This window comes from Microbispora sp. H10885 (assembly GCF_014161415.1).
Classification (GTDB): Bacteria; Actinomycetota; Actinomycetes; order Streptosporangiales; family Streptosporangiaceae; genus Microbispora; species Microbispora triticiradicis.
On record NZ_JABBWY010000008.1, the window covers coordinates 36,144 to 56,817 of the forward strand.

Here is a 20,674-nt window from a genome sequence, read left to right on the forward strand (position 1 = left end):
CAAGGGTTGACGGAAGATCGACGGGAATCCGGAGACGCGACGCTTCAGTGGCCCCTTAGTGGGTCCACGGGGCCTGTCTGTGGGCATAACCTACATCCATCACCTTCACGACAGTCTGAACGAGGTCACCCCTGTGCCGAGTGGCAAGGTCAAGTGGTACGACGCCGACAAGGGTTTCGGCTTCCTCACCCGCGACGACGGCGGTGAGGTCTTCGTCCATTCCTCCGCGCTGCCCAAGGGCGTGGAGGCCCTCAAGCCCGGGCAGAAGGTCGAGTTCGGGGTGGCCGAGAGCCGCCGCGGACAGCAGGCGCTCTCGGTGCGGGTGATCGACCAGCCTCCGACGCTGGCCAAGACCGTGAAGCCCAAGGCGAAGCGGAAGAAGCCGGACGAGATGGTCGTCATCGTCGAGGACCTGATCAAGTTGCTCGACGACATCTCGAACTCCTACCAGCGGGGCAAGCATCCCGACGTGTCGCACGCCAAGAAGGTCGCGACCGTGCTGCGCGCGGTCGCCGACGACCTCGACGCGTAGCGTCCGGCACTCCTGCGGCCGGGCGCTCCGGCGTCCGGTTGCCCCGGCGTCCGGGTGCGGCGAGGGCCCGTGAGGGTGCGGCGGGGCTCAGGCGGTGGCGGCTCCGGTGGCGAGCCTTCGGCGGCGCAGCGCGAGGAGGCGGCCGAGGGACAGCGCGAGGGCCGCGGACATCACGCCCAGCCCGGCGGGACCGGCCACGAACAGGGAGAGCACCAGGCCGAGCAGGCCGCCGGACACCCAGGCGATCTGCAGCAGCGTCTCGGCGACCCCGAAGGCCGACGAGCGCACCTCCTCGCCGATCTCGCGTTGCACGATCGCGTCGAAGGCGAGCTTGCCGAGGCCCTGGGCGAACGCGCCCACGAGGGCGACGGCGGCGGCGGTCCAGATGGTGAAGACGAACGCCGCCGCGACGGTGGCGACCGTCGCGAGCGCGAGCGTGGCCAGCACGGTCAGCTGCGGCGAGCGGGACCGGGTCCAGGAGCCGGCGGCGGCCCCCGCCAGGCCGCCCACGCCCGCGGCGGCCGCCAGCAGCGCCAGCGCCACCGTGGGGCCGGGCCCGCGCAGGTGGCCGTCCTGGACGAGGAACAGCAGGAAGAACACGAGGAAGCCCGACTGGACCCGGATCGCGGCGTTGGCGCCCATGGCCTCGCCCACCGCCGAGCCCACCAGGGAGCCGACGCCCGGCCGCGCGCCCGGGCCCCTGTTCATGTCCGGGCCCCTGTTCACGTCCGGGCCCAGGCCGAGCAGCGTGCGCCAGCGCGGGCGCGGCTCGTCCTCCTCCGGGTCGGGCGCGTCCACGTGCCGCGGCAGCCGTACGGCGAACACCCCGCACAGCAGGAACAGCGGCGCGGCGGCGCGCAGCACCCAGTCGGGCCCGGCCGCGGCGGACAGGCCGGTGGCCAGGCCCGCCCCGGCCCCGGCGGACACCAGCGCGAACAGCGCCACCCGCGCGTTGGCCGTCACCAGAGGGATGTCGGCGGGCAGCAGACTCGGCATGATCGCTGCCCGGGAGACGTTGTAGGCCTTCGACAGCACCAGGACGGCGAGGGCGGACGGGAACAGCGTGACGGCGTCGGAGGTGTGGACGGCGCCGGCCATGCCCCAGCACAGCAGGCCCCGCGCGAGCAGGGTGCCCGCCATGATGTAGCGGCGGCCCGAGCGCAGCCGGTCGAGCACGGGCCCGACGAACGGCGCCACGACCGTGAACGGCAGCATCGTGACCAGCAGGTACGCCGCGACCTGCCCGCGGGCCTGGCCGACCGGGAGCCGGAACAGCAGCGCCCCCGCGAGGGCGACCGTGACCAGCGCGTCCCCGGCCGAGTGGGCGGCCGTCAGCTCGATCAGGCGGCCGAGCCCGGTGCGGTCCGCTCCCTGGGCGTGCGTGAGCCGGCGGGTCGCCCGCGCGGGCGCGCCCACAACATGCATAACGTTCGCCCAAATGTTCACCATAGGCCCCGAGGGTCCTCTCATGATTTGCCCATCAAGCCGGTGCGGTCCGCTCCCGGCGTGGGTGAAAATGGAGAGTGTGAGTCGTACCCGAATCCGTAGCACTCCAGTCGACCAGGCCTGTGCGGCGGCGGTCGGCCTCGCCCGCGGCGCGGCGGAGGAGATCGCGCGCCCGGGGGAGGTGGGAGAGCACCTGGGCTTCGACAACGAGGGCGACCGGGTCGTCACCCATTACTTCGAGTGCCTCGACCGGGCCTACCTGGGCTGGCGCTGGGCGGTCACCGTCACCCGGGCCTCCCGCGCCCGCGTGGTGACCGTGAGCGAGACCGTGCTCCTGCCCGGAGCCGGCGCCCTGCTCGCCCCCCGCTGGGTGCCGTGGAACGAACGGCTGCTCCCCGGCGACCTCGGCGTGGGCGACCTGCTGCCGGCCGAGGCCGACGACGACCGGCTCGTGCCCGGGTTCGCCTCCCCCGACGAGGAGATCGACGCGCAGGCCGTCTTCGAGCTCGGCCTGGGCCGGGCCCGCGTCCTGTCGGCCCTCGGCCGCGACCTCGCCGCGCACCGCTGGCGGTCCGGCGAGCCCGGGCCGCACGCCCCGATCGCGCACGCCGCGCCCGCGCAATGCTCCACCTGCGGCTTCTACTGGCCGCTCGCCGGGACGCTGGGACTGGGCTTCGGCGTCTGTGCCAACGAGTACGCGCCGGACGACGGCCGGGTGGTGTCGGCCGACCACGGCTGCGGCGCCCACTCCGAGGCGACCACCGTGCCCTCCATGGTCACGGACGCGGCGCCGCCGATCCTGGACGACCTGGGATACGACCTGATCGAGTCCGGCTCCGCCGACGAGGCGAGCTCCGAACCCCTGGGCCACGCCTGATCATGTTCGACACCGAGCGCCTGCGTGACACGGTTCTCGCGGCCTGGGCGGCCTCGCCCGCCCGCTTCCGCGAGGACGCCAACGCCGAGGAGGACTTCGCCCTCGGCGGCTACCGCGACCGGCTGGTCGTGGAGCTCGCCCAGAACGCCGCCGACGCGGCGCTGCGGGCGGGCGTGCCCGGCCGCCTGCGGCTGACGCTCGCCGACGGCGTGCTGCTCGCCGCCAACACCGGCGCTCCGCTCGACGAGACCGGCGTCGAGGGCCTCAGCACGCTGCGGGTCTCCGGCAAGAAGGACGAGACGGGGGCGGCCGGGCGGTTCGGCGTCGGCTTCGCCGCCGTGGTGTCGGTGACCGACGAGCCCTCGATCGCCTCCCGGCTGCCGTCCGGCGAGATCCGGGGAGTGCGCTGGTCGCGTGCGGAGACCGCCGCGCTGGTCGCCGCCACGCCGGCGCTCGCCGGGGAGCTGAAGGGCCGCGAGGGCCACGTCCCGCTGCTGCGGCTGCCCTTCGGCGACGACGCCCCGGGCGTCCCCGAGGGCTACGACACGCTCGTCCGGCTGCCGCTGCGCGACCAGGCCGCCGAGGAGGCCGTGCGGCGGATGCTGGAGGAGGCCGGGCCGGCGCTGCCGCTGTCGATGCCGGCGCTGGAGACCGTCGAGGTCGAGGTCGACGGGCGGAGCCGCACGATCTCGGCCGAGGGCTGGCACGTGGTCGCCGAGGCGGGCACGTTCACCCCCGCGCAGGTGGCGGAGCTGTTCGCCGACCGGCCGACCGAGGAGCGGGCCCGGCCCTACTGGGAGGTCCGCTGGGCCGTCCCCACCGGCCGCCCCTCCGGCGGCCCTGCCGGTGGCCGCGACGGCGTCCCCCGGGTGGTCCACGCGCCGACGCCGAGCGACGAGCCGCTCGACCTGCCCGCGCTGCTGATCGCGTCGTTCCCGATGACCACCGACCGGCGGCACGTCGCGCCGGGGCCGCTCACCGACTTCCTCGTCTCCAGGGCCGCCGAGGCGTACGTGCGGCTGCTGGGGGAGCTTCCGGCCACCCCCGCTCTGCTCGGCCTCGTCCCCGGCCTCATGGGCAGCGGCGCGCTCGACGCGGCGATCAGGCGGGAGATCATCGCGGCGCTGCCGGACACGCCGCTGCTGCCGTCGATCTCCCACGACGCCGACGGCGTCGTCCCGGGCGGTCAGGCGCGGGCGGTCGAGGGCCCGGCCGAGTTCCTGGAGAAGATCGCCGGCATCGTCCCCGGGCTGCTGCCCGCCGGGTGGGCCTCCCGGCATCCGGCCCTGACCACGCTCGGCGTACGCCGGGTCGAACTGGCCGACGTCGTGGACATGCTGTCCGGCGAGGCCGTGGAGGACAAGGACCCGGCGTGGTGGCGGTCGCTGTACGAGACGCTGCCCGCCGACGACCCGGAGGCGATCGGGGCGATCCCCGTGCCGCTCGCCGACGGCCGCCTGGTGCGCGGCCCGCGCGGCACCCTGGTGCTGTCACCGGACGGCGCCGCCGCCTCGTCCGGCGGGCCCGGCGTGCCGGGCTCCCTGGACCCCGCCCTGCTGGCCCCGCTCGGGCTGCGGATCGTCCATCCCGACGCCGTCCACCCGCTGCTGCTGCGGCTGGGCGCGGCCGAGGCGACTCCGCGTACGGTGCTGGAGGACCCGCTCACCCACGCGGCCGTGGCCGAGTCGCTGAACAGCGCCGACCCCGAGCCGGTGGCCCAGGCCGTGCTGGCCCTGGTGGACGCGGCCGGCCTGACGGCGGGAGAGGCGCCCTGGCTGGCCGAGCTGGCCCTGCGCGGCGCGGACGGCGAGCGGTACGCGGCGGGTGAGCTGCTGCTGGCCGAGGGATCGCTGGCCGGACTGATCGACCCGGAGGTGCCGTTCGGCGTCGCCGCGCCCGACCTGGTGGAGAAGTACGGGCCGCACGTGCTCGCGGCGACCGGGGTGCTCGACGGCTTCGCCGTGGTCAACGACTCCGACGTGCTGCTCGACCCCGCCGAGTGCGACCACGACCTCGATCTCGAGGACGAGTGGCTGGAGGCGGTGCTCGACCTGCTACCCGATCTGGACGTGCCCCCGGTGGTCCGGGAGTTCACCGCCGTACGTGATCTGGAGTACGTCGCGGACTGGCCGAACGCGCTCGCGCTGCTGTCGCGGCCGCCGCTGCGCGCCGCGCTGCGGCCGATGCGGGTGCTCGCGGCGGGGGAGACCGTCGAGGTGCCGTCGTACACGGCCTGGTGGCTGTCGCGGCACCCGGTGCTCGGCGGGCGCAGGCCGGTCGAGCTGCGGCTCCCGACGGGCGACCCGCTGCTGTTCGGCCTGTACGCCGAGGCGCCGGCGGGGATCGACGAGGACGCGCTCACGATGATGGGCGTCCGGTCGACCCTGGCCGGGCTGCTGGAGTCGCGCGGCGGCCCCGAGGAGCTGCTCGACCTGCTGGCCGACGCGTCCCTGGAGGTGGACCGCGCCCAGCTGCGCTCCCTGTGGATCGCGCTGGCGGCGGTCGACCCGGACCGCGTCGGCCCGCCGGAGGCCGTACGGGCCGTGCGGAAGGGCATGGTCACGGTCGCGGACGTCGAGGACGGCCCGGTCGTGGTGGAGGCGCCCGACCTGCTCCCCCTGGTGGAGGACCGCCCGCTGGTGCTGGCGCCGTTCGACCTCGCCGAGGCGTTGTCGGACGTGCTCGACCTGCCGCTCGCGGGAGAGGCGGTCACCGGCGCGGTCACCTCGCACGGCGCGGAGAAGCCGGTGCCGCCCGAGGTGCGCTCGCTGCTGCCCGGCGCTCCCGCGACCTACGTCGAGCACGACGAGCTTCTCGTGGACGGCACCCCCGTGCCGTGGCGGTTCTTCGACGGCGTGGTCCACGCCACCGGCGTGGAGGGGCTGGCCAGAGGCCTGGCCTGGGCGTCCGGCCAGTGGGGCGACCGCCTCGCCGTCGCGGCCCTGCTGCGCGACCCGGCCCGGGTCCCCCTCCTCCTCGCCGAGGCCGACCTCGACCCCGTCACGTCCCTCTGACCCCTCACCGCACCGCCGGGAGGGGGTAGTCGGGCAGGGCGATGTTCCCGGCCTTGGCGAACTGGGCGGCCAGGATGCCGCGCATCGGCCAGCGGGTCATGGACCGCATCGAGGCGGCCCGCAGCCGGATCGCGAGCGCGGTGGACGGCGCGAAGCCGCCGGCGCCGCCGGGCGGCAGTTTCTGCGCCTCCGTCACGTAGGGCCGCATGACGCGTTCGTAGCCGCGCAGCGCGGCCCGGTGGTCGCCGGCCGCGGCCAGTTCGCCGGCCAGGACGTACGCCCCGACCAGCGCGAGGCTGGTGCCGAGGCCGGTCAGCGGCGTGGCGCAGTAACCCGCGTCGCCGAGCAGCGCCACCCGGCCGCGCGACCACCGATCGAGACGCACCTGTCCCATGGGGTCGAAGAAGAAGTCGGACGCGTCGGCCATCGCCGCCAGCAGGCGCGGGGTCTCCCATCCGGCGCCCGCGAAGCGGTCGGCGACGATCTGCTTCTGCGCGGCGACGTCGCGGCGGTCGTAGGCGATCGGCCCTGACCGGAAGCTCAGGCCGGCCTTGATCTCCCCGGGCAGGCGTCCCGGCCGCGCCGAGACGACCAGGCCGCCCGGGGCGTTGTACATCTGGTACCAGCCGCCGAGGTCCATCGGCAGCGTGGTGGTGAACCACGAGGTGTAGAGCCCGAGCGGGCGGACGAACTCCGCCTCCGGGCCGAAGGCCAGCGCGCGTACGGCCGAATGGGGCCCGTCCGCGCCGACGACCAGCCCGAACCGGCGCGGCGGGGACTTCTCGAAGGTGACGGTCACCCCGTCGTCGTCCTGCCGCAGGGCGGTGACGGTGTCGTCGAACAGATACTCGGTGCCGGGGAGGGACGCCTGGTAGAGGAGGTCGGCCAGGTCGCCGCGGAGGATCTCGATCTCGGAGACGATTCCCTCGCCGCCGAAGGCGTCGACCGGGAGGGTGGCGGTGAAGCGGCCCTTCCCGTCGACCAGGGCGACGCCGCGCTGGTCCACGGCGACCTCCCGCGCCCGGTCGAGCAGGCCCATCCGGGCGGCCACGGTGCGGCCCGCGCCGCGCAGGTCCACGGTCTGGCCACCCGGGCGGGGGGCGGGCGCGCGCTCGACGACCGTGACGGTGAAACCCGCGCGGCCCAGCCAGTACGCCAGTGCGGGCCCGGCGACGCCGCCGCCGGAGACGAGGATGTCGGTGTTCTGCATACGTTGAACTGTACGGCGTACGCATAGTGCACGCAAGGCGTTAAGCTCGGTAAACAATAGCGCCGCACTAGTGCATAAGGGCAGGTCCGGAGCGGCGTGGGGCCGTCCTCGCAGCGTGCTGGGCTAGAGTGGCGCACTAGTGCGGAGGTGGGCGTGGACGGTTCGGGCGCGGGGCGCTACCAGGAGATCGCCGCCGAGCTGCGGAGGCGGATCGAGACGGGTGAGCTCAGGCCGGGCGACCGGGTGCCGTCCACCCGGGAGATCATCCGGCGATGGGGCGTCGCGATGGCGACCGCGACGAAGGTGCTCACCGAGCTTCGCCGGGAGGGACTCGTCCGCGCCGTGCCCGGCGTCGGCACGGTCGTCGACACCGGCGTCCGCACCGGGAGCCGGCCGTCCCCCGCCGTTTCGCCGCAGGGGAATGCCACCGGCGATGGACCGCTTTCCGCCGGGTCGCAGGGTTCCGGGTCGCAGGGTGCCGCCGGTGGCCGGGGTTCCGCCGTGCCCGCACGTGAGGCCCGTGCCGAACCGGGCGTGCCGCCGCGTGCGGCGGGCGCGGGGGAGTCCTCCGGCGGGCGGCCGGGCGCGCCGGTCCGTTCCCGGCGCCGGGGCGCCCCGGACGGTGCGCTCACACCGGCGCGGATCACCTCGGCGGCCATCGCGGTCGCCGACGCGGAGGGGCTCGGGGCGGTCTCGATGCGCCGCGTGGCCGCCGAGCTGGGGGTGGCGACGATGTCGCTCTACCGCCATGTCGCGGACAAGGACGCCCTGGTGCTGCGGATGATGGAGGAGATCTTCGCCCGGATGCGGTTCCCGGACGAACCGCCCCGCGACTGGAGAGGCCGGATCGAACTGGCCGCGCGCCTGCTGTGGGCGACGTTCCGCCGCCATCCGTGGCTCGCGCCGGCCATGTCGGTGACGCGGCCCCAGCCGATCGCCGCCGCGCTGCCCTTCAGCGAGTGGATGCTCACCGCTCTCGACGGTCACGGTCTCGACCTGGAGACGGTGTTCACCGCGTACATCACCGTGTTCAACCACGTCCGGGGTACGGCGATCAACCTGGAGGTGGAGGCGGAGGCCGAGGAGCTCACCGGGATGAACGTCGACGAGTGGATGGACGCCCAGGAGCCCGCCTTCAAGGCGATCATGGCGGGCCGCAGGCTGCCGATGTTCGAGTCCCTCAGCGCGAGCGGTTACGACTTCGACATCGACGCGCTGTTCGAGTTCGGCCTGCAGCGCCTCCTCGACGGCATCTCGATGCTCCTCACCGACACCCCCTGAGCGGAGCCGCCGGGTCAGGGACTGTGCGGCTCCGATCCGGACAGGCCGGAGGCGGGGGTGGTGTCACGTACGCGGGCGTCGCGGCGGCGGACGTACAGGAGGCCGAACAGGCCGAGACCGACGCCGGCCACGCAGGTCCAGACGAGCCGCGTGTCGGCCGGCCGTACGACCAGCAGCACCACGACCAGGGCGACCGCCCACAACACCGTTCCGGTCAGGATCGTCAGGGTGTCCCGGGTTCTGAGGGGCGTGGGGTCCGGCCGGCGTTCGCTCACGTGGGCCAGCTTAGAAGGGCATGACGGCGACCGGGTATTTTTATGACAAACCCGTCACGAAAGGACAACGCTGCTCCCCTGGCTCTTCCCGCCGATGCTAGGGGCCTGCGACTCTGCGCGCGTGAAAACGAACCCCATGAATACCCCTAATTTCCTCGATCGATACTTTTCCATCTCAGCCCGTGGTTCCACCGTCGGCCAGGAGGTCCGCGGCGGCTTCGCCACATTCTTCACGATGGCCTACATCGTGGTGCTCAACCCGCTCATCATCGGCACCGTCGCCGACAAGACGGGTCAGTTCCTCGGTGACGGCGCCAACCCCAACATCCCGTTGGTCGCGGCGGCCACCGCGTTCGCGGCGGGCATCCTCACGATCCTGATGGGCGTCTTCGGCCGGGTGCCGTTCGCCCTGGCCACCGGGCTCGGCCTGAACGCCTTCCTCGCCTTCGGCATCGCAAGTCAGATGTCGTGGGAGGACGCGATGGGCCTGGTGGTGCTCGAAGGCGTCGTCATCGCGATCCTCGTGGTGACGGGCTTCAGAGTGGCGGTGTTCCACGCGATCCCGGCGCAGCTCAAGACCGCGATCAGCGTCGGCATCGGGTTGTTCATCGCGCTGATCGGCTTCGTGGACGCCGGGTTCGTGCGGCGGATGCCCGACGCGGGCGGCACCACCGTCCCGGTCAAGCTCGGCGCCCTGGGCAACGGCTCGCTGACCGGATGGCCGACCCTTGTGTTCGTCGTCGGCCTGCTCGTGACGGCCTTCCTCGTCGCCCGCAGGGTCAAGGGCGCCATCCTGATCGGCATCATCGGCACCACCGTGCTGGCCATGATCGTGGAGGCAATCGGCAAGATCGGGCCGCAGGTGGCCCCGGGCCAGCCGGCCAACCCCGACGGCTGGTCGCTCAACGTGCCCGCCTGGCCGGCCACGTTCATCGAGGTGCCCGACCTGTCGCTGCTCGGACAGTTCAGCCTGTTCGGCGGCTTCGCCAAGATCGGCGGACTGGCGGCGGTGATGTTCGTCTTCACGCTCATGCTCGCCGACTTCTTCGACACCATGGGCACCATCGTCGGCGTGGGCCGGCAGGCGAACCTCGTCCGGGAGGACGGGACGGTCGAGCGCACCCGGGAGATCCTGCTGGTCGACTCGCTCGCGGCGGCGGCCGGCGGCGCGGCGAGCGTCTCGTCCAACACCACCTACATCGAGTCGGCGGCCGGTGTCGGCGAGGGCGCGCGCACGGGCCTGGCGAGCATCGTCACCGGCGTGCTCTTCCTGCTGGCCATGTTCTTCGCCCCGCTGACGGAGATCGTGCCGTTCGAGGCGGCGACCCCGGCTCTCGTGGTCGTCGGCTTCCTGATGATGACGCAGGTCAAGGAGATCGACTTCAGCGACTTCGAGACCGCGATCCCCGCCTTCCTGACCATCGTGCTCATGCCGTTCACGTACTCGATCACCGCCGGAATCGGCGCGGGCTTCGTGAGCTACATCGTGATCAAGGTCTTCCGCGGCAGGGCGAAGGAGATCCACCCCCTGCTGTGGCTGGTCGGGGCGTTGTTCGTCGTGTACTTCGCGCTGGAGCCCCTCAAGGACCTGCTCGGTCTGAGCTGAGCGCCGGTCCGGTCCCCAGAGGCCGCCGCGGCCCTCCGGCCGCGGCGGCCTCTTCGCGTCTCAGAGCGTACGGGCGGCCGCGAACGTGCAGATCGCGGCCGCGAGCATGAGCGCGTGGAGGATCATGTGCTCCAGGTTGGGGCGCGGACGGTCGCCCCGGCGCGGCAGCACGACGACGGTCTTCGCGTAGGTCCGGGCGTGCAACGCGGCCCAGCTCTCCCCGGTGCCCGCCGTCGCCCAGGGGACCGTCACCGCGGCCAGGTAGGGAAGCCACCACAGCATGAGGCCGTTGAGGACGGCGAGCAGTTCCAGCGTCCCGCCGGCGTACGCCAGGGCGGGCAGCCCGGCGCCGGCCGCCCAGGCGAGAAGCACGGCCGGGAGCGCCATGACCGGTGCGTTGATCGCCACCTCGGTGGCTTTCTCCGACCGCCTCGCCTCCCGCACGTTGTTGAACGGGAACAGGTCCACGAGCGTGGTGAGAACGAAGTAGGCGTCGGCCAGGATCAGCAGGACGAGCGCGATGGACACCATGGGGCTTCCTTTCCGTGCGGCCGGGGGGTCAGGCGCCGTAGCGCGCCTCGACGCCCGCGAGGAAGGTCGAGACGGCGATGTCGAACCAGGCGTCGTAGTACGCGGTGGGCGCGGCCGGCGGCTCGGGGGTGTCGCCGAACTCGGCGAGGGCGTGGCCGGTCACGAGGATGTAGAGGGACTGCACGAGATACAGCGCCTCCTCGTCGGTCACCCGCAGGCCCGCGTTCATGGCGGCCAGCACCGTCGGGACGGCCCGCTCGAACACCTGCGGAGACGCGTGCCGTACGGCGACGACGGCGGCCGCGCCGGGGTGGGCCCGCAGTGCCCGGCGAAGCCCCTGGGCCACGTCCGCGAGCAGGTCGCGCCACCCGCCGCCCGGCGGTGCAAGACGCCGGGGACGGTAGTGTCGTGACGTGGCGCGCAGAGGAGGCGGGGCGGTGCCGGCGGACCTGGTGCCTCGGCTGCGCCTGGCCCGCGACCGCATCGACCGCGACTACCGGAGCGATCTCGATCTCGGCGGGCTCGCCGCGGTCGCCGGGATCTCCAAGTTCTACTTCGTCCGCTGTTTCGAGGCGGTGTACGGCGAGACGCCGATGCGTTATCTCACCCGGCGCAGGCTGGAGCGCGCGCAGGACCTGCTGCGCGGGGCCAACCTGACGGTCACCGAGATCTGCATGGCGGTCGGGTTCACCAGTCTCGGGTCGTTCTCGGCCAAGTTCCGGCGGCTGGTGGGGGAGAGCCCGAGCGAGTACCGCGACAGGTGGGCGGCGCGCGGCGGCCCCCGCGTCCCCGGCTGCTACCTGTTCATGTCAGGCGTGCTCGACCTCGGAGCGCACCGCGTCTCCGACTCTGCAATTTTGGAGAAGCCCAGGTCAGCGGGGCGGCAGTAGCGTCTACGCATGATTACGAACGTCTCTCTGGTCACCGTCTACTGCAAGGATCAGGACGAGGCCCGCGACTTCTACGTGGACGTCCTCGGCTTCGTCACGAGGACCGATGTCACGCTCGACGGATATCGCTGGCTGACCGTCGGCCTTCCCGATCGTCCGGAGCTGGAGATCACCCTGATGAAGCCGGGGCCTCCGCTGGACGAGGAGGGCGCCGACTTCCACCGCAGGCAACTCGACAAGGGGCAGGCCGGCGGCCTGGGGCTCGCCGTGGACGACTGCCGGAAGACCTACGAGGAGCTCACCGCCAAGGGGGTGACGTTCCTGCAGGAGCCGGCGGAGCGGCCGTACGGGGTCGAGGCCGTCATGCGGGACAACCAGGGCAACTGGCTCGTCCTCGTGGAGCCGAAGCAGTTCTCGCCGGGGGACTTCGCCTGACGGCGGAACGGTTCGTGGAGAGGCCCGGTCCCCGATGCGGGGGCCGGGCCTCTCCGTCAGCTGACAGACTGCGTCCTCCCTGGCCGGCTCCGTGATCAACATCGGTTCCGGGCCGGTACGGTCGGTCCACGAGCATCACCCCAGATGGGGACCGTTTGGAGGAATGACGACATGCGGCATATAGTTAGCAAAGGTAATGAACTCATGCTAACGAACGCCCAGAACTTGCGCAGCGACGCCGCTCTCGCGTCCGCCCTGCGCGTGTCCCTCGCGCGGCTGACGCGGAGGATGCGCAAGCAGGCCGCGCACCACTCACTGACACCCACACAGCTCGCGACGCTCGTCGCCGTCGAGCGCCACACCGCGATGACCCCCGGCGAGCTCGCGGAGCACGAGAAGGTGCAGCCGCCCTCGATGACCCGCGTGATCGCCAAGCTGGAGGCCCGGGGCCTGCTGGAACGCACCCCGCATCCGACCGACCGCCGGCAGGTGACGGTCAGCGTGACGCCGCAGGGGGCGGCGCTGCTCAAGGAGGAGCGCCGGACGAAGGAAGCCTGGCTGGCGCAGCGGCTCAAGGACCTGACGCCGGAGGAGAGGGCGGCACTGCGCGCGGCGGCGCCGATCCTGGAGAAGCTGTCGACGATGTAGGCGGCATGTTCCGCTCGCTGCGGAACCACAACTACCGGCTGTTCGCCGCCGGTGGGGTCGTCTCCAACGTCGGCACCTGGATGCAGCGCACCGCCCAGGACTGGCTCGTCCTCGACCTCGCCCACAACAGCGGCTCGGCCCTCGGCGTGACCGTCGCGCTGCAGTTCCTGCCCACGATGCTGTTCGGGATGTTCGGCGGGGTGATCGCCGACCGGTATCCCAAGCGCAGGGTGCTCATGGCCGCCCAGACGCTCATGGGCCTGCTCGCGCTCACCATGGGCGCGCTGGTCCTCACCGGGACGGCCCAGGTCTGGCACGTGTACGCCATGGCGTTCACGCTCGGTCTGGTGTCCTGCGTCGAGGTGCCGACGCGGCAGTCGTTCGTGGTCGAGATGGTGGGCAGGCGCGACCTGCCCAACGCGATCGCGCTGAACAGTTCGACCTTCAACCTCGCGCGGGTCGTCGGCCCGGCGCTGGCCGGGCTGCTGATCTACTGGATGGGCACCGGCCCGATCTTCGTGCTGAACGCCGTGTCGTTCGCCGCCGTGATCACCGGGCTCGCGCTGATGCGGTCCTCCGAGCTGCGCACGCCGGAGCCGGTGCCGCGGGGCAAGGGACAGTTGCGGGAGGGCCTGCGGTACGTCGGCGGCCGGCCCGACCTGTTGCTGCCGCTGCTGATGGTGGCGTTCATGGCGATCTTCGCGCAGAGCTTCTCGACGAGCATCGCGCTGATGGCCAAGCAGGTGTTCGGCGCGGGGGCGTCCTCGTTCGGCATCGCGTCCAGCGCGTTCGCCGTCGGGGCGTTCGGCGGCGCGCTGCTGGCCGCCCGGCGGGTCAAGCCGAGCCGCCGGTTCCTGATCGCCGGCGCGCTGTGCTTCGGACTGTTCCAGATCGCCTCCGGGCTCGCCCCCGGTTATCCGGCCTTCCTGCTGCTGCTGGTCCCGGCGGGAATGGCGATGATCACCGTGAACACGACCGCGAACACGATCGTGCAGCTCGGCGCGTCGCCCGAGATGCGCGGCCGGGTGATGGGCATCTACGTGCTGGTCTTCACCGGGGGAGCCCCGATCGGAGCGCCGCTGGTGGGCTGGCTCGCCGAGGTGACCGGTCCCCGCCTCGCGGTCGCCGCCGCGGGCGCGCTGAGCATGTGCGGGGTCTGCCTGGCCGTGCTGGTCACCCGCATGGTCGCGGCGCGCGTGGAGCGCGGGGAAGAATCGACGCGTGAGCAGATTGTTCGTGGCGCTGCTGCCGCCGCCTGAGGCGCTGGCGGAGATCGCCACGGCGGTCGAGCCCGTACGGGCCGGGTGGCCGGAGCTGCGCTGGGTCGATCCCGCCCTGTGGCACGTGACCGTGGCCTTCCTCGGCGAGGTGCCCGACGAGGTCCTGCCCGAGCTGCGCGTACGGCTGGCCCGGGCGGCGGCCCGGCACCCCGCGCAGACGGTGTCGTTCGGCGGCGCCGGAGCCTTCCCCTCCCCGGCCCGGGGCCGGATCTTCTGGCTGGGCCTCGACGCCGGCCCGGCACTGACGAGACTGGCCCAGTCGGTGGCGGCCGGCGCGCGGCGGGCCGGGGCGGAGGAGACGGACCGCAAGCGGTTCCATCCCCATCTCACCCTGGCCCGCTCCAGAGCCCGCTCAGGCCACGGCGACGACCTGCGCCCCCTGGTCGGCGGCGCGCTGGGCGCCTTCGGCGGGCGGCGCTGGGAGGCGACGTCGGTCCACCTCGTACGCAGCCACACCGGCGCGACCGTGCGGTACGAACAGGTCGAGGCGTACGCATTGGCGGTGCGCGGCTAGGCTCCATGACGTGGATCGTCCTCGACGCTGGCTGCTGCCCACGGTGCTCGCGCTGCTCGTGCTCATCGTGGTCGTCGGAGCGCTGCTCAACAACGCCTGATCACGGGCCCGATCACCAGGCGTACTCCTCCGGGGCGGTCCGGAAGCCGGGGAAGATCTCGTCGAGCCGGGCGAGCGCCTTGTCGTCCAGCTTGATCTCCAGCGCCCGCAGCGTCCCGTCGAGCTGCTCGACCGTACGGGGACCGATGATCGGCGCGGTGACCGCCCGCTGGTGCAGCAACCAGGCCAGCCCCACGTTGGCCGGGTCCTCGCCGAGCTCGTCGCAGAACGCCTCGTACGCCTCGATCTTGTCGCGGTGCCTGTCGAGCTGCGCGACGATGCGGTCGTCCGCGGACCGCCCCTTGTCGATCTTACGGAGGATGCCGCCGAGCAGGCCGCCCGCCAGCGGGCTCCACGGGATCAGGCCGAGGCCGTAGTCCGCACAGGCCGGGATGACCTCCAGCTCGGGGGCGCGGACGAGCAGGTTGTAGTGGGACTGCTCGCTGACCAGGCCGAGCGAGCCGCGACGGCGGGCCGACTCCTGCGCCTTGGCGATGTGCCAGCCCGCGAAGTTCGACGAGCCGACGTACAGGATCTTGCCCTGCTGCTTGAGGATGTCCATGGCCTCCCAGAACTCCTCGAACGGGGTGTCCCGGTCGATGTGGTGGGCCTGGTAGACGTCGATGTAGTCGGTCTGCATCCGGCGCAGCGAGGCCTCCGCGGCCCGCCGGATGTTCAGCGCCGACAGCTTCTCCTCGTTCGGCCAGTCGCCCATCGAGCCGTACAGCTTGGTGGCGATGACCGTCTTCTCGCGGCGGCCCCCGCCCTGGGCGAACCAGCGGCCGATGATGTTCTCGGTGATCCCCTCGCCCTTCTTCCAGCCGTAGACGTTGGCCGTGTCGAAGAAGTTGATCCCGAGCTCGTGCGCGCGATCCATGATCGCGAAGGAGTCGTCCTCCGTGGTCTGCGGACCGAAGTTCATGGTCCCCAGGCAGAGCTTGCTGACCAGCAGGCCGGTGCGGCCGAGATGTCCGTATTCCATGCCCTCCACCCTAGGAACCTGGAGTGGACTCCAGTCGAGTGCCGGCATGTCCGCGCTCGGCGCGGCGGCGGGAATTGTTGCCGGAGGGGGTGGAGGGCCGGCCCTCCGTTGCAGCGGCGGACCGGCCCCGGCGTCGCGGCGTCCGGACCAGAGGACCTCCGCGGTGACCGATCCCGGCATGACGGGATCGGTCACCAGTGTCGTCCAGCCCCCGTGGAATGTGGTCCGCGCTTTGTTGCGCGGCAGGGAGTGCAACAATTCGCCTCCCCTCTGACCTGCGGCGACTCCGGAAGACGGGCGGCCGTCGCGGCGAGGTGCCGCGCACGGCGTTGGCCGCAGGCCCGCCGCGCGGGGAAGTGCCGGTGGACGGACCCACTGATATTGCGAACCGCCCGCTACATGTTGCTTTTGACGATTTACTGCTCGTGTGCGGTGGCGGCGTGGCCCACTCTTGAGGCAGCCGCCGGGCCCGGCCGGGAGTTGCAGCTCCCGGCCGTCGTACACGTCCCGCGGCCCACCGCAGCGCAGTCCGGACCGGAGGAGTTCGTCGTGAGCAAGGCACAGCACAACGACGTACGGGAGTCTGCCGCCGTATCGCCGAACTGGCGGGCGGGCGTGTTCGTCGTGATCCAGGTCGTGGTGGTCGTCCTGCTGGTGGCGGGTTACGACCTGCCGACCACACTGGCCGTGGTGGTGGGCACCGGCCTCACCGCCGGGCACGTCATCCGCCAGGTGTTCGGACCCCTGCTTCCGGGCCGGGACGCGCGATGAGTCCGGGGCAGGCAGGGCGGGGGCGTCCGGCTCCCGACCTCGACCCGCACAGGGGCCCGCTCATGGCGCTCGCGTGGGCCCTGTTCGTGCTGCGTCCCCCGCGGGGGCACGACGGCCACCGGACCCTGGAGGAGATCGGCCGCCTCATCAACTACGACAAGAGCAGGGTCTCCAGGCTGACCAACGGGAAGGAACTGCCGTCGCTGGGGCCCATGAGGGCATACCTCGCGATCCACGGCGTCGAGGACACCGGGCCGTGGGAGCGGCTGCGCGACCTCGCGGAGAAGTCCGGCGAGGGGGCGGACGAGCTCCGGCGGTTCGCGGAGGCGTTCGTCGAGCTGGGCACCACGAGCCTGCCGGAGCAGTTCGCCGCACAACAGGTGGGAACCGCGCAGGACCTCCTCGCCTCCTGGACCCCTCCCGCCGCCTCCACCGAGGAGGGCGACGACTCCGGCTCCGTACGGCCGGGCGGGCAGGGAGAGGGCGGCGCCTCCACTGGGGAAGACGACTCCGCGTCGGCCTCGCCGAGCGGCTCCGGCTCGGACGGATCGGGAACGGGCGGCTCCGGGCCGGGCGGCTCCGGGCCGGGCGGGTCAGGGTCCGGAGGTGGCGGATCGCGCGGCGGCCGGGCGGCGCGGATCCGGTGGACGGCGGGCCTCGCGGCCGGGCTGGTCGTGGTGGTGGCCGCCGTCACCGTCATCAGCCTTCGGGCGGACGGCGGCGGCCCCGCGTCGCGGAGCCCCGCGTCCCAGGACTCCGCGCTCGCGGCCTGCCGGCGGCCCACCGCGCAGCTGCGGATCGCCTCCTCGACCGACAAGTCCGCGATCCTCCGGGACCTCGCGCAGGTTTACGGGCCACGCTCCAGCCACGGCGGCTGCGTTACCGTCGCGGTGGACAGCGTCGACTCGGGCATCGCCATGCGGGCGCTGGCCCGAGGGTGGAATCCCGTGACCGACGGCCCGCGCCCGGACGTGTGGGCGCCCGCCGCGCAGGTATGGCTGCAGATCGCCCGTCAGCGGGCCGCCGGGAAGGACGCGCTGAACCTGCTGCCGGAGCGCGCGGGCCCTTCGATCGTCACCAGCCCGCTGACCATCGCCATGCCCGAGCCGATCGCCCGCCGCCAGGGCTGGCCCGGCGAGAGGATCGGCTGGAACAAGCTGGCCACGATGGCCGAGGACGGCCGGCTGACGCTCGGCAAGACCAACCCCGAGTACTCCACCTCCGGCCTGAACGCCACCGTGGCCGCGTTCTATACGCGGACCGGCACCATCGGGGAGCTGGTCCCGAGCGACCTCACCGACCGCGGGAACCAGGAGAAGGTGCGGGCCATCGAGAAAGCCGTGGTCCACTACGGTGACACGACCCTGACCTTCCTCGCCAACCTGCGCCGCGCCGACGACGCCGGGCACTCGACCGACTACATCTCCGCGGTCACCGTCGAGGAGAACAGCGTCGTCGCCTACAACGAGGGTTATCCCTGCGGCAGCCGGTCGGACGAGCCCGGCTGCGCGAAGAGGACCCCGCCTCACGTCAAGCTCGTCGCCTTCTATCCCACCGACGGCAGCGGCGTCGGCACGATCTACTCCGATCACCCCTACATCCCGCTGAACGGACTGCCCGACGAGCGGCGCGCCGTCGCCGCCGACTTCCTCCACTTCCTCACCACGTCGAAGCCCGCCCGGGACCGCTTCGCCGAGCTGGGGTTCCGCGGCCCGTCCCACGAGCTCACCGCGAACATCACCCAGGAGAACGGCGCCCTGCCCGACCCCCTGCCCAAGACGCTCAGCGCGCCCCCCGCCGACTTCGTGGACCGGCTCCTGACGGTCTGGCGGCAGCTCAGGAAGCCGGCCAACGTGCTGGTGCTGATCGACACCTCCGGTTCGATGAACTGGAACGCCAAGGACGATCCCAATCGGGCGCCCGGCGAGCCGAGCAAGCTCGACCTGGTCAAGGAGGCGCACGGTCCCCTGCTGGACGGGTTCACCGGCCGCGACCGGGTCGGGCTGTGGCACTTCTCCAGCAGGCGCGTCGTCGACGACGACGTGGTCGAGATGCGGGCCCGGGCCGCCGACGGCAGGACCCACCGCGAGCACCTCGAAGCCGACATCAGGGCCCTTCACCCCGAAGCGGCCACCGCGCTCTACCGCACCATCGGCGAGGCCGTGAAGTCACTGCGCGACCACTACGACCGCGACGCCATCAACGCCGTCGTCGTGCTGACGGACGGCCGCAACGAGACCACCGGCGGTCCCACGCTCGAGGAGCTCAAGCGCGGCATCGGCGACCCCCGCCGGCCCGTACGCGTGTTCACCATCGCCTACGGCGGCAAGGCCGACACCGGCGCGCTGCGGCAGATCGCCGAGGCCACCCACGCCCGCGCGTACGAGGCGAGCGACCCCGGCTCGATCGCGGGGGTGCTGACCCACGTCATCTCGAACTTCTGAGGCGGTCACCGGGCGCGACCGGCCGCGGCCTCGTCCTCGTCAGATGCGGTAGTCCCAGTCGAGGCGGCCCTCGCCGAGATCGTTGGCGAGGCCGCGGACGAAGTCGAGCTCGGCCGCGATCTGGGCCCGCTGGTACTCGCCCTCCACGAGGAACAGCGGGGCGATGAAGGTCCGGAGGCCCGCGATCTCGGTGTCGAGCGCGGACAGCCGGGCCTCCAGCGCGGCGATCCGCTGCCGCAGCGCCGCCAGCGCCTCCTGGGGCGGTATCACGGGCAGGAAGGCGAGCGCGGCGGGGAATTCGGGGAACTCCCGGGCCGGGGTGGACAGCATGGCGCGCATCCACTGCCGCAGCGTCTCCCGGCCGGTCTCGGTGGCCTCGTAGACGGTGCGTTCCGGCCGGTTCTCCTCGCGCTCCGTCTCACGTACGGCCAGGAGCCCGTCGCGGAGCAGGCGCTCGATCGTCTGGTAGACGCTGTTGCGCTGCGCGACGTTGACCACGTCGTCCTTGTGCCGCTCCTTGATCAACTGCTGCATCCGGTACGCGTGCATCGGCGCCTCGCAGACCAGCGACAACAGCGCCATGGCCAGTGGAGAGCGGCGCGTGGGCATGGGCTCCATCGTATTCTTGCCGGACTATAGTCATAATATGTATAGTCATAACATGACCAAGAAAGCCATCATCATCGGCGGCGGGATCGCGGGTCCCGTCACGGCCATGGCACTGCGGCGCGCGGGCCTCGACGCCGAGGTCTTCGAGGCGTACGACCGGGGAGCCGACGGGGTCGGCGCCTTCCTCACGCTGGCGGTCAACGGCCTTGAGGCCCTGCGGCTGCTCGACCTGCACGACCTCGTCCGCGACCTCGGCATGGACTCGCCGGTGATGGAGATGCGCAACGCCCGTGGCAGGCGGCTGGCCACCGTGCGGCAGCCGAGCCGCACGCTGAAGCGTGCCGATCTCTACCAGGCGCTGCGCGACGAGGCCGTACGGCGGGGCGTGCGGGTCCACTACGGCAGACGGCTGGTGGACGCGGAGGTCGCCGGCGACGGTGTCCGCGCGATCTTCGCCGACGGAAGCGGGGCCGAGGGCGACCTGCTGGTGGGTGCCGACGGGCTGCGTTCGCGCACCCGCGCCCTCATCGATCCCGGCGCCCCGCGCGCCCGGTACGTCGGGCTGCTGAACACGGGCGGCTTCGCGGAGGGAGTGCGAGTGCCGGGCCGGCCGGGAGTGTCCTACTTCGTCTTCGGCAGGCGGTGCTTCTTCGGCTACCTGATCCATCCGGAGGGGCAGGTGTGGTGGTTCGCCAATCCGCCGAGTCGCAGGGAGCCCACGCCGGAGGAGCTTGCCGCGATCACCCCGGAGCAGTGGCGGGCCAGGCTCTTGGACCTGTTCGAGGGCGACGCCGGGCCGATGCGGGAGATCATCGCCGCGACGCCGCACATCCTGCCCGGCTGGAACACCTACGACTTCCCGACCGTGCCGAAGTGGTTCACCGATCGCATGGTGATCGTCGGAGATGCCGCCCACGCCACCTCGCCGTCCTCGGGACAGGGCGCGTCGATGGCCGTCGAGGACGCGGTGGTGCTCGGGAAGTGCCTGCGCGACGTGCCGGACACCGCGGACGCGTTCGCCGCCTTCGAGCGGCTGCGGCGCGAGCGGGTCGAGCGGGTCGTGGCGCACGGCAAGCGCAACGGTGACGGCAAGGCGCCGGGCGTCGCCGGGGCCTTCGTCCGCGACCTGTTCCTCCCGGTGGTACTGCGGCAGGTCGAGAAGCGCGACGCCCTGGCCTGGCTGCACGACCACCGCATCGCCTGGGACGACCGCGTCGCCGTTTAATTGAC

At 72.5% G+C, this 20,674-nt stretch carries 20 protein-coding genes; 13 read left to right on the forward strand and 7 right to left on the reverse strand.

Annotated features, from left to right (window positions below; genetic code table 11):
* The first annotated feature begins 133 nt into the window (after nt 1-133).
* Nucleotides 134-532, forward strand: coding sequence for a cold-shock protein (locus HHX37_RS21570; protein WP_117410018.1), 399 nt, complete (start codon nt 134-136; stop codon nt 530-532).
* A gap of 87 nt (nt 533-619) precedes the next feature.
* On the opposite strand, the gene HHX37_RS21575 is transcribed toward HHX37_RS21570, so the two are convergent.
* Nucleotides 620-1,957 (reverse strand): MFS transporter, encoded by a 1,338-nt coding sequence (locus HHX37_RS21575; protein ID WP_259406649.1) that lies wholly within the window; start codon nt 1,955-1,957, stop codon nt 620-622.
* A gap of 100 nt (nt 1,958-2,057) precedes the next feature.
* On the opposite strand from HHX37_RS21575, the gene HHX37_RS21580 reads away from it, so the two are divergent.
* Nucleotides 2,058-2,855 carry a DUF3027 domain-containing protein gene (locus HHX37_RS21580; protein WP_310738379.1) on the forward strand — a complete coding sequence of 266 codons (798 nt, stop codon included), beginning with the start codon at nt 2,058-2,060 and terminating at the stop codon, nt 2,853-2,855.
* A gap of 2 nt (nt 2,856-2,857) precedes the next feature.
* On the forward strand, nt 2,858-5,869 hold the full coding sequence (locus HHX37_RS21585; protein WP_182886539.1) for a sacsin N-terminal ATP-binding-like domain-containing protein: 3,012 nt from the start codon (nt 2,858-2,860) through the stop codon (nt 5,867-5,869).
* A gap of 4 nt (nt 5,870-5,873) precedes the next feature.
* Here the strand turns inward: HHX37_RS21585 and HHX37_RS21590 are convergent, their stop codons facing one another.
* Entirely contained in the window at nt 5,874-7,079 is a 1,206-nt protein-coding gene (locus tag HHX37_RS21590) for an FAD-dependent monooxygenase (RefSeq protein ID WP_182886540.1), read from the reverse strand.
* Between the two features lie 153 nt (nt 7,080-7,232).
* On the opposite strand from HHX37_RS21590, the gene HHX37_RS37830 reads away from it, so the two are divergent.
* Nucleotides 7,233-8,360, forward strand: a complete 1,128-nt coding sequence (locus HHX37_RS37830) for a TetR/AcrR family transcriptional regulator C-terminal domain-containing protein (RefSeq protein WP_182886541.1) — start codon at nt 7,233-7,235, stop codon at nt 8,358-8,360.
* A 14-nt stretch (nt 8,361-8,374) separates the two neighbouring features.
* On the opposite strand, the gene HHX37_RS21600 is transcribed toward HHX37_RS37830, so the two are convergent.
* Entirely contained in the window at nt 8,375-8,635 is a 261-nt protein-coding gene (locus HHX37_RS21600) for a DUF2530 domain-containing protein (protein WP_244302147.1), read from the reverse strand.
* A 94-nt stretch (nt 8,636-8,729) separates the two neighbouring features.
* On the opposite strand from HHX37_RS21600, the gene HHX37_RS21605 reads away from it, so the two are divergent.
* Nucleotides 8,730-10,241 (forward strand): NCS2 family permease, encoded by a 1,512-nt coding sequence (locus HHX37_RS21605; RefSeq protein WP_117410025.1) that lies wholly within the window; start codon nt 8,730-8,732, stop codon nt 10,239-10,241.
* A gap of 60 nt (nt 10,242-10,301) precedes the next feature.
* Here the strand turns inward: HHX37_RS21605 and HHX37_RS21610 are convergent, their stop codons facing one another.
* The gene (locus HHX37_RS21610; protein WP_182886542.1) at nt 10,302-10,772 is read right to left on the reverse strand and encodes a hypothetical protein; all 471 of its coding nucleotides are present in this window, start codon (nt 10,770-10,772) and stop codon (nt 10,302-10,304) included.
* Nucleotides 10,773-10,800: 28 nt separating this feature from the next.
* Nucleotides 10,801-11,256: a TetR/AcrR family transcriptional regulator C-terminal domain-containing protein gene (locus tag HHX37_RS21615; RefSeq protein ID WP_259406650.1), complete on the reverse strand. Its 456-nt coding sequence runs from the start codon at nt 11,254-11,256 to the stop codon at nt 10,801-10,803.
* Between HHX37_RS21615 and HHX37_RS21620 the strand changes: the two genes are divergently transcribed.
* The 5 genes from HHX37_RS21620 to thpR all read left to right on the forward strand — a co-directional run bounded on the left by HHX37_RS21620 (nt 11,186) and on the right by thpR (nt 14,539).
* A complete protein-coding gene (locus tag HHX37_RS21620; protein ID WP_310740469.1) occupies nt 11,186-11,662 on the forward strand; it encodes an AraC family transcriptional regulator in 477 nt (158 codons plus the stop codon). The genes HHX37_RS21615 and HHX37_RS21620 overlap by 71 nt on opposite strands.
* 9 nt (nt 11,663-11,671) lie before the next feature.
* Nucleotides 11,672-12,097 (forward strand): VOC family protein, encoded by a 426-nt coding sequence (locus HHX37_RS21625; RefSeq protein ID WP_182883581.1) that lies wholly within the window; start codon nt 11,672-11,674, stop codon nt 12,095-12,097.
* A 204-nt stretch (nt 12,098-12,301) separates the two neighbouring features.
* Nucleotides 12,302-12,745 carry a MarR family winged helix-turn-helix transcriptional regulator gene (locus HHX37_RS21630; protein WP_111697529.1) on the forward strand — a complete coding sequence of 148 codons (444 nt, stop codon included), beginning with the start codon at nt 12,302-12,304 and terminating at the stop codon, nt 12,743-12,745.
* 5 nt (nt 12,746-12,750) lie between these two features.
* Nucleotides 12,751-14,004: an MFS transporter gene (locus HHX37_RS21635; RefSeq protein WP_182883580.1), complete on the forward strand. Its 1,254-nt coding sequence runs from the start codon at nt 12,751-12,753 to the stop codon at nt 14,002-14,004.
* The gene (thpR, locus tag HHX37_RS21640) at nt 13,967-14,539 is read left to right on the forward strand and encodes an RNA 2',3'-cyclic phosphodiesterase (RefSeq protein ID WP_111697531.1); all 573 of its coding nucleotides are present in this window, start codon (nt 13,967-13,969) and stop codon (nt 14,537-14,539) included. Before HHX37_RS21635 ends, thpR begins: the two co-directional genes overlap by 38 nt.
* A gap of 112 nt (nt 14,540-14,651) precedes the next feature.
* On the opposite strand, the gene HHX37_RS21645 is transcribed toward thpR, so the two are convergent.
* Nucleotides 14,652-15,620 carry an aldo/keto reductase gene (locus HHX37_RS21645; RefSeq protein WP_182883579.1) on the reverse strand — a complete coding sequence of 323 codons (969 nt, stop codon included), beginning with the start codon at nt 15,618-15,620 and terminating at the stop codon, nt 14,652-14,654.
* A 549-nt stretch (nt 15,621-16,169) separates the two neighbouring features.
* On the opposite strand from HHX37_RS21645, the gene HHX37_RS21650 reads away from it, so the two are divergent.
* Nucleotides 16,170-16,391, forward strand: a complete 222-nt coding sequence (locus tag HHX37_RS21650) for a hypothetical protein (RefSeq protein ID WP_182877763.1) — start codon at nt 16,170-16,172, stop codon at nt 16,389-16,391.
* A 62-nt stretch (nt 16,392-16,453) separates the two neighbouring features.
* On the forward strand, nt 16,454-18,835 hold the full coding sequence (locus HHX37_RS21655; RefSeq protein WP_182886544.1) for a vWA domain-containing protein: 2,382 nt from the start codon (nt 16,454-16,456) through the stop codon (nt 18,833-18,835).
* A 39-nt stretch (nt 18,836-18,874) separates the two neighbouring features.
* Here HHX37_RS21655 and HHX37_RS21660 read toward each other — a convergent pair whose 3' ends face one another.
* Nucleotides 18,875-19,444, reverse strand: a complete 570-nt coding sequence (locus HHX37_RS21660) for a PadR family transcriptional regulator (RefSeq protein WP_259406651.1) — start codon at nt 19,442-19,444, stop codon at nt 18,875-18,877.
* 52 nt (nt 19,445-19,496) lie between these two features.
* Between HHX37_RS21660 and HHX37_RS21665 the strand changes: the two genes are divergently transcribed.
* Nucleotides 19,497-20,669: an FAD-dependent monooxygenase gene (locus tag HHX37_RS21665; protein ID WP_182883577.1), complete on the forward strand. Its 1,173-nt coding sequence runs from the start codon at nt 19,497-19,499 to the stop codon at nt 20,667-20,669.
* Nucleotides 20,670-20,674 lie beyond the last annotated feature (5 nt).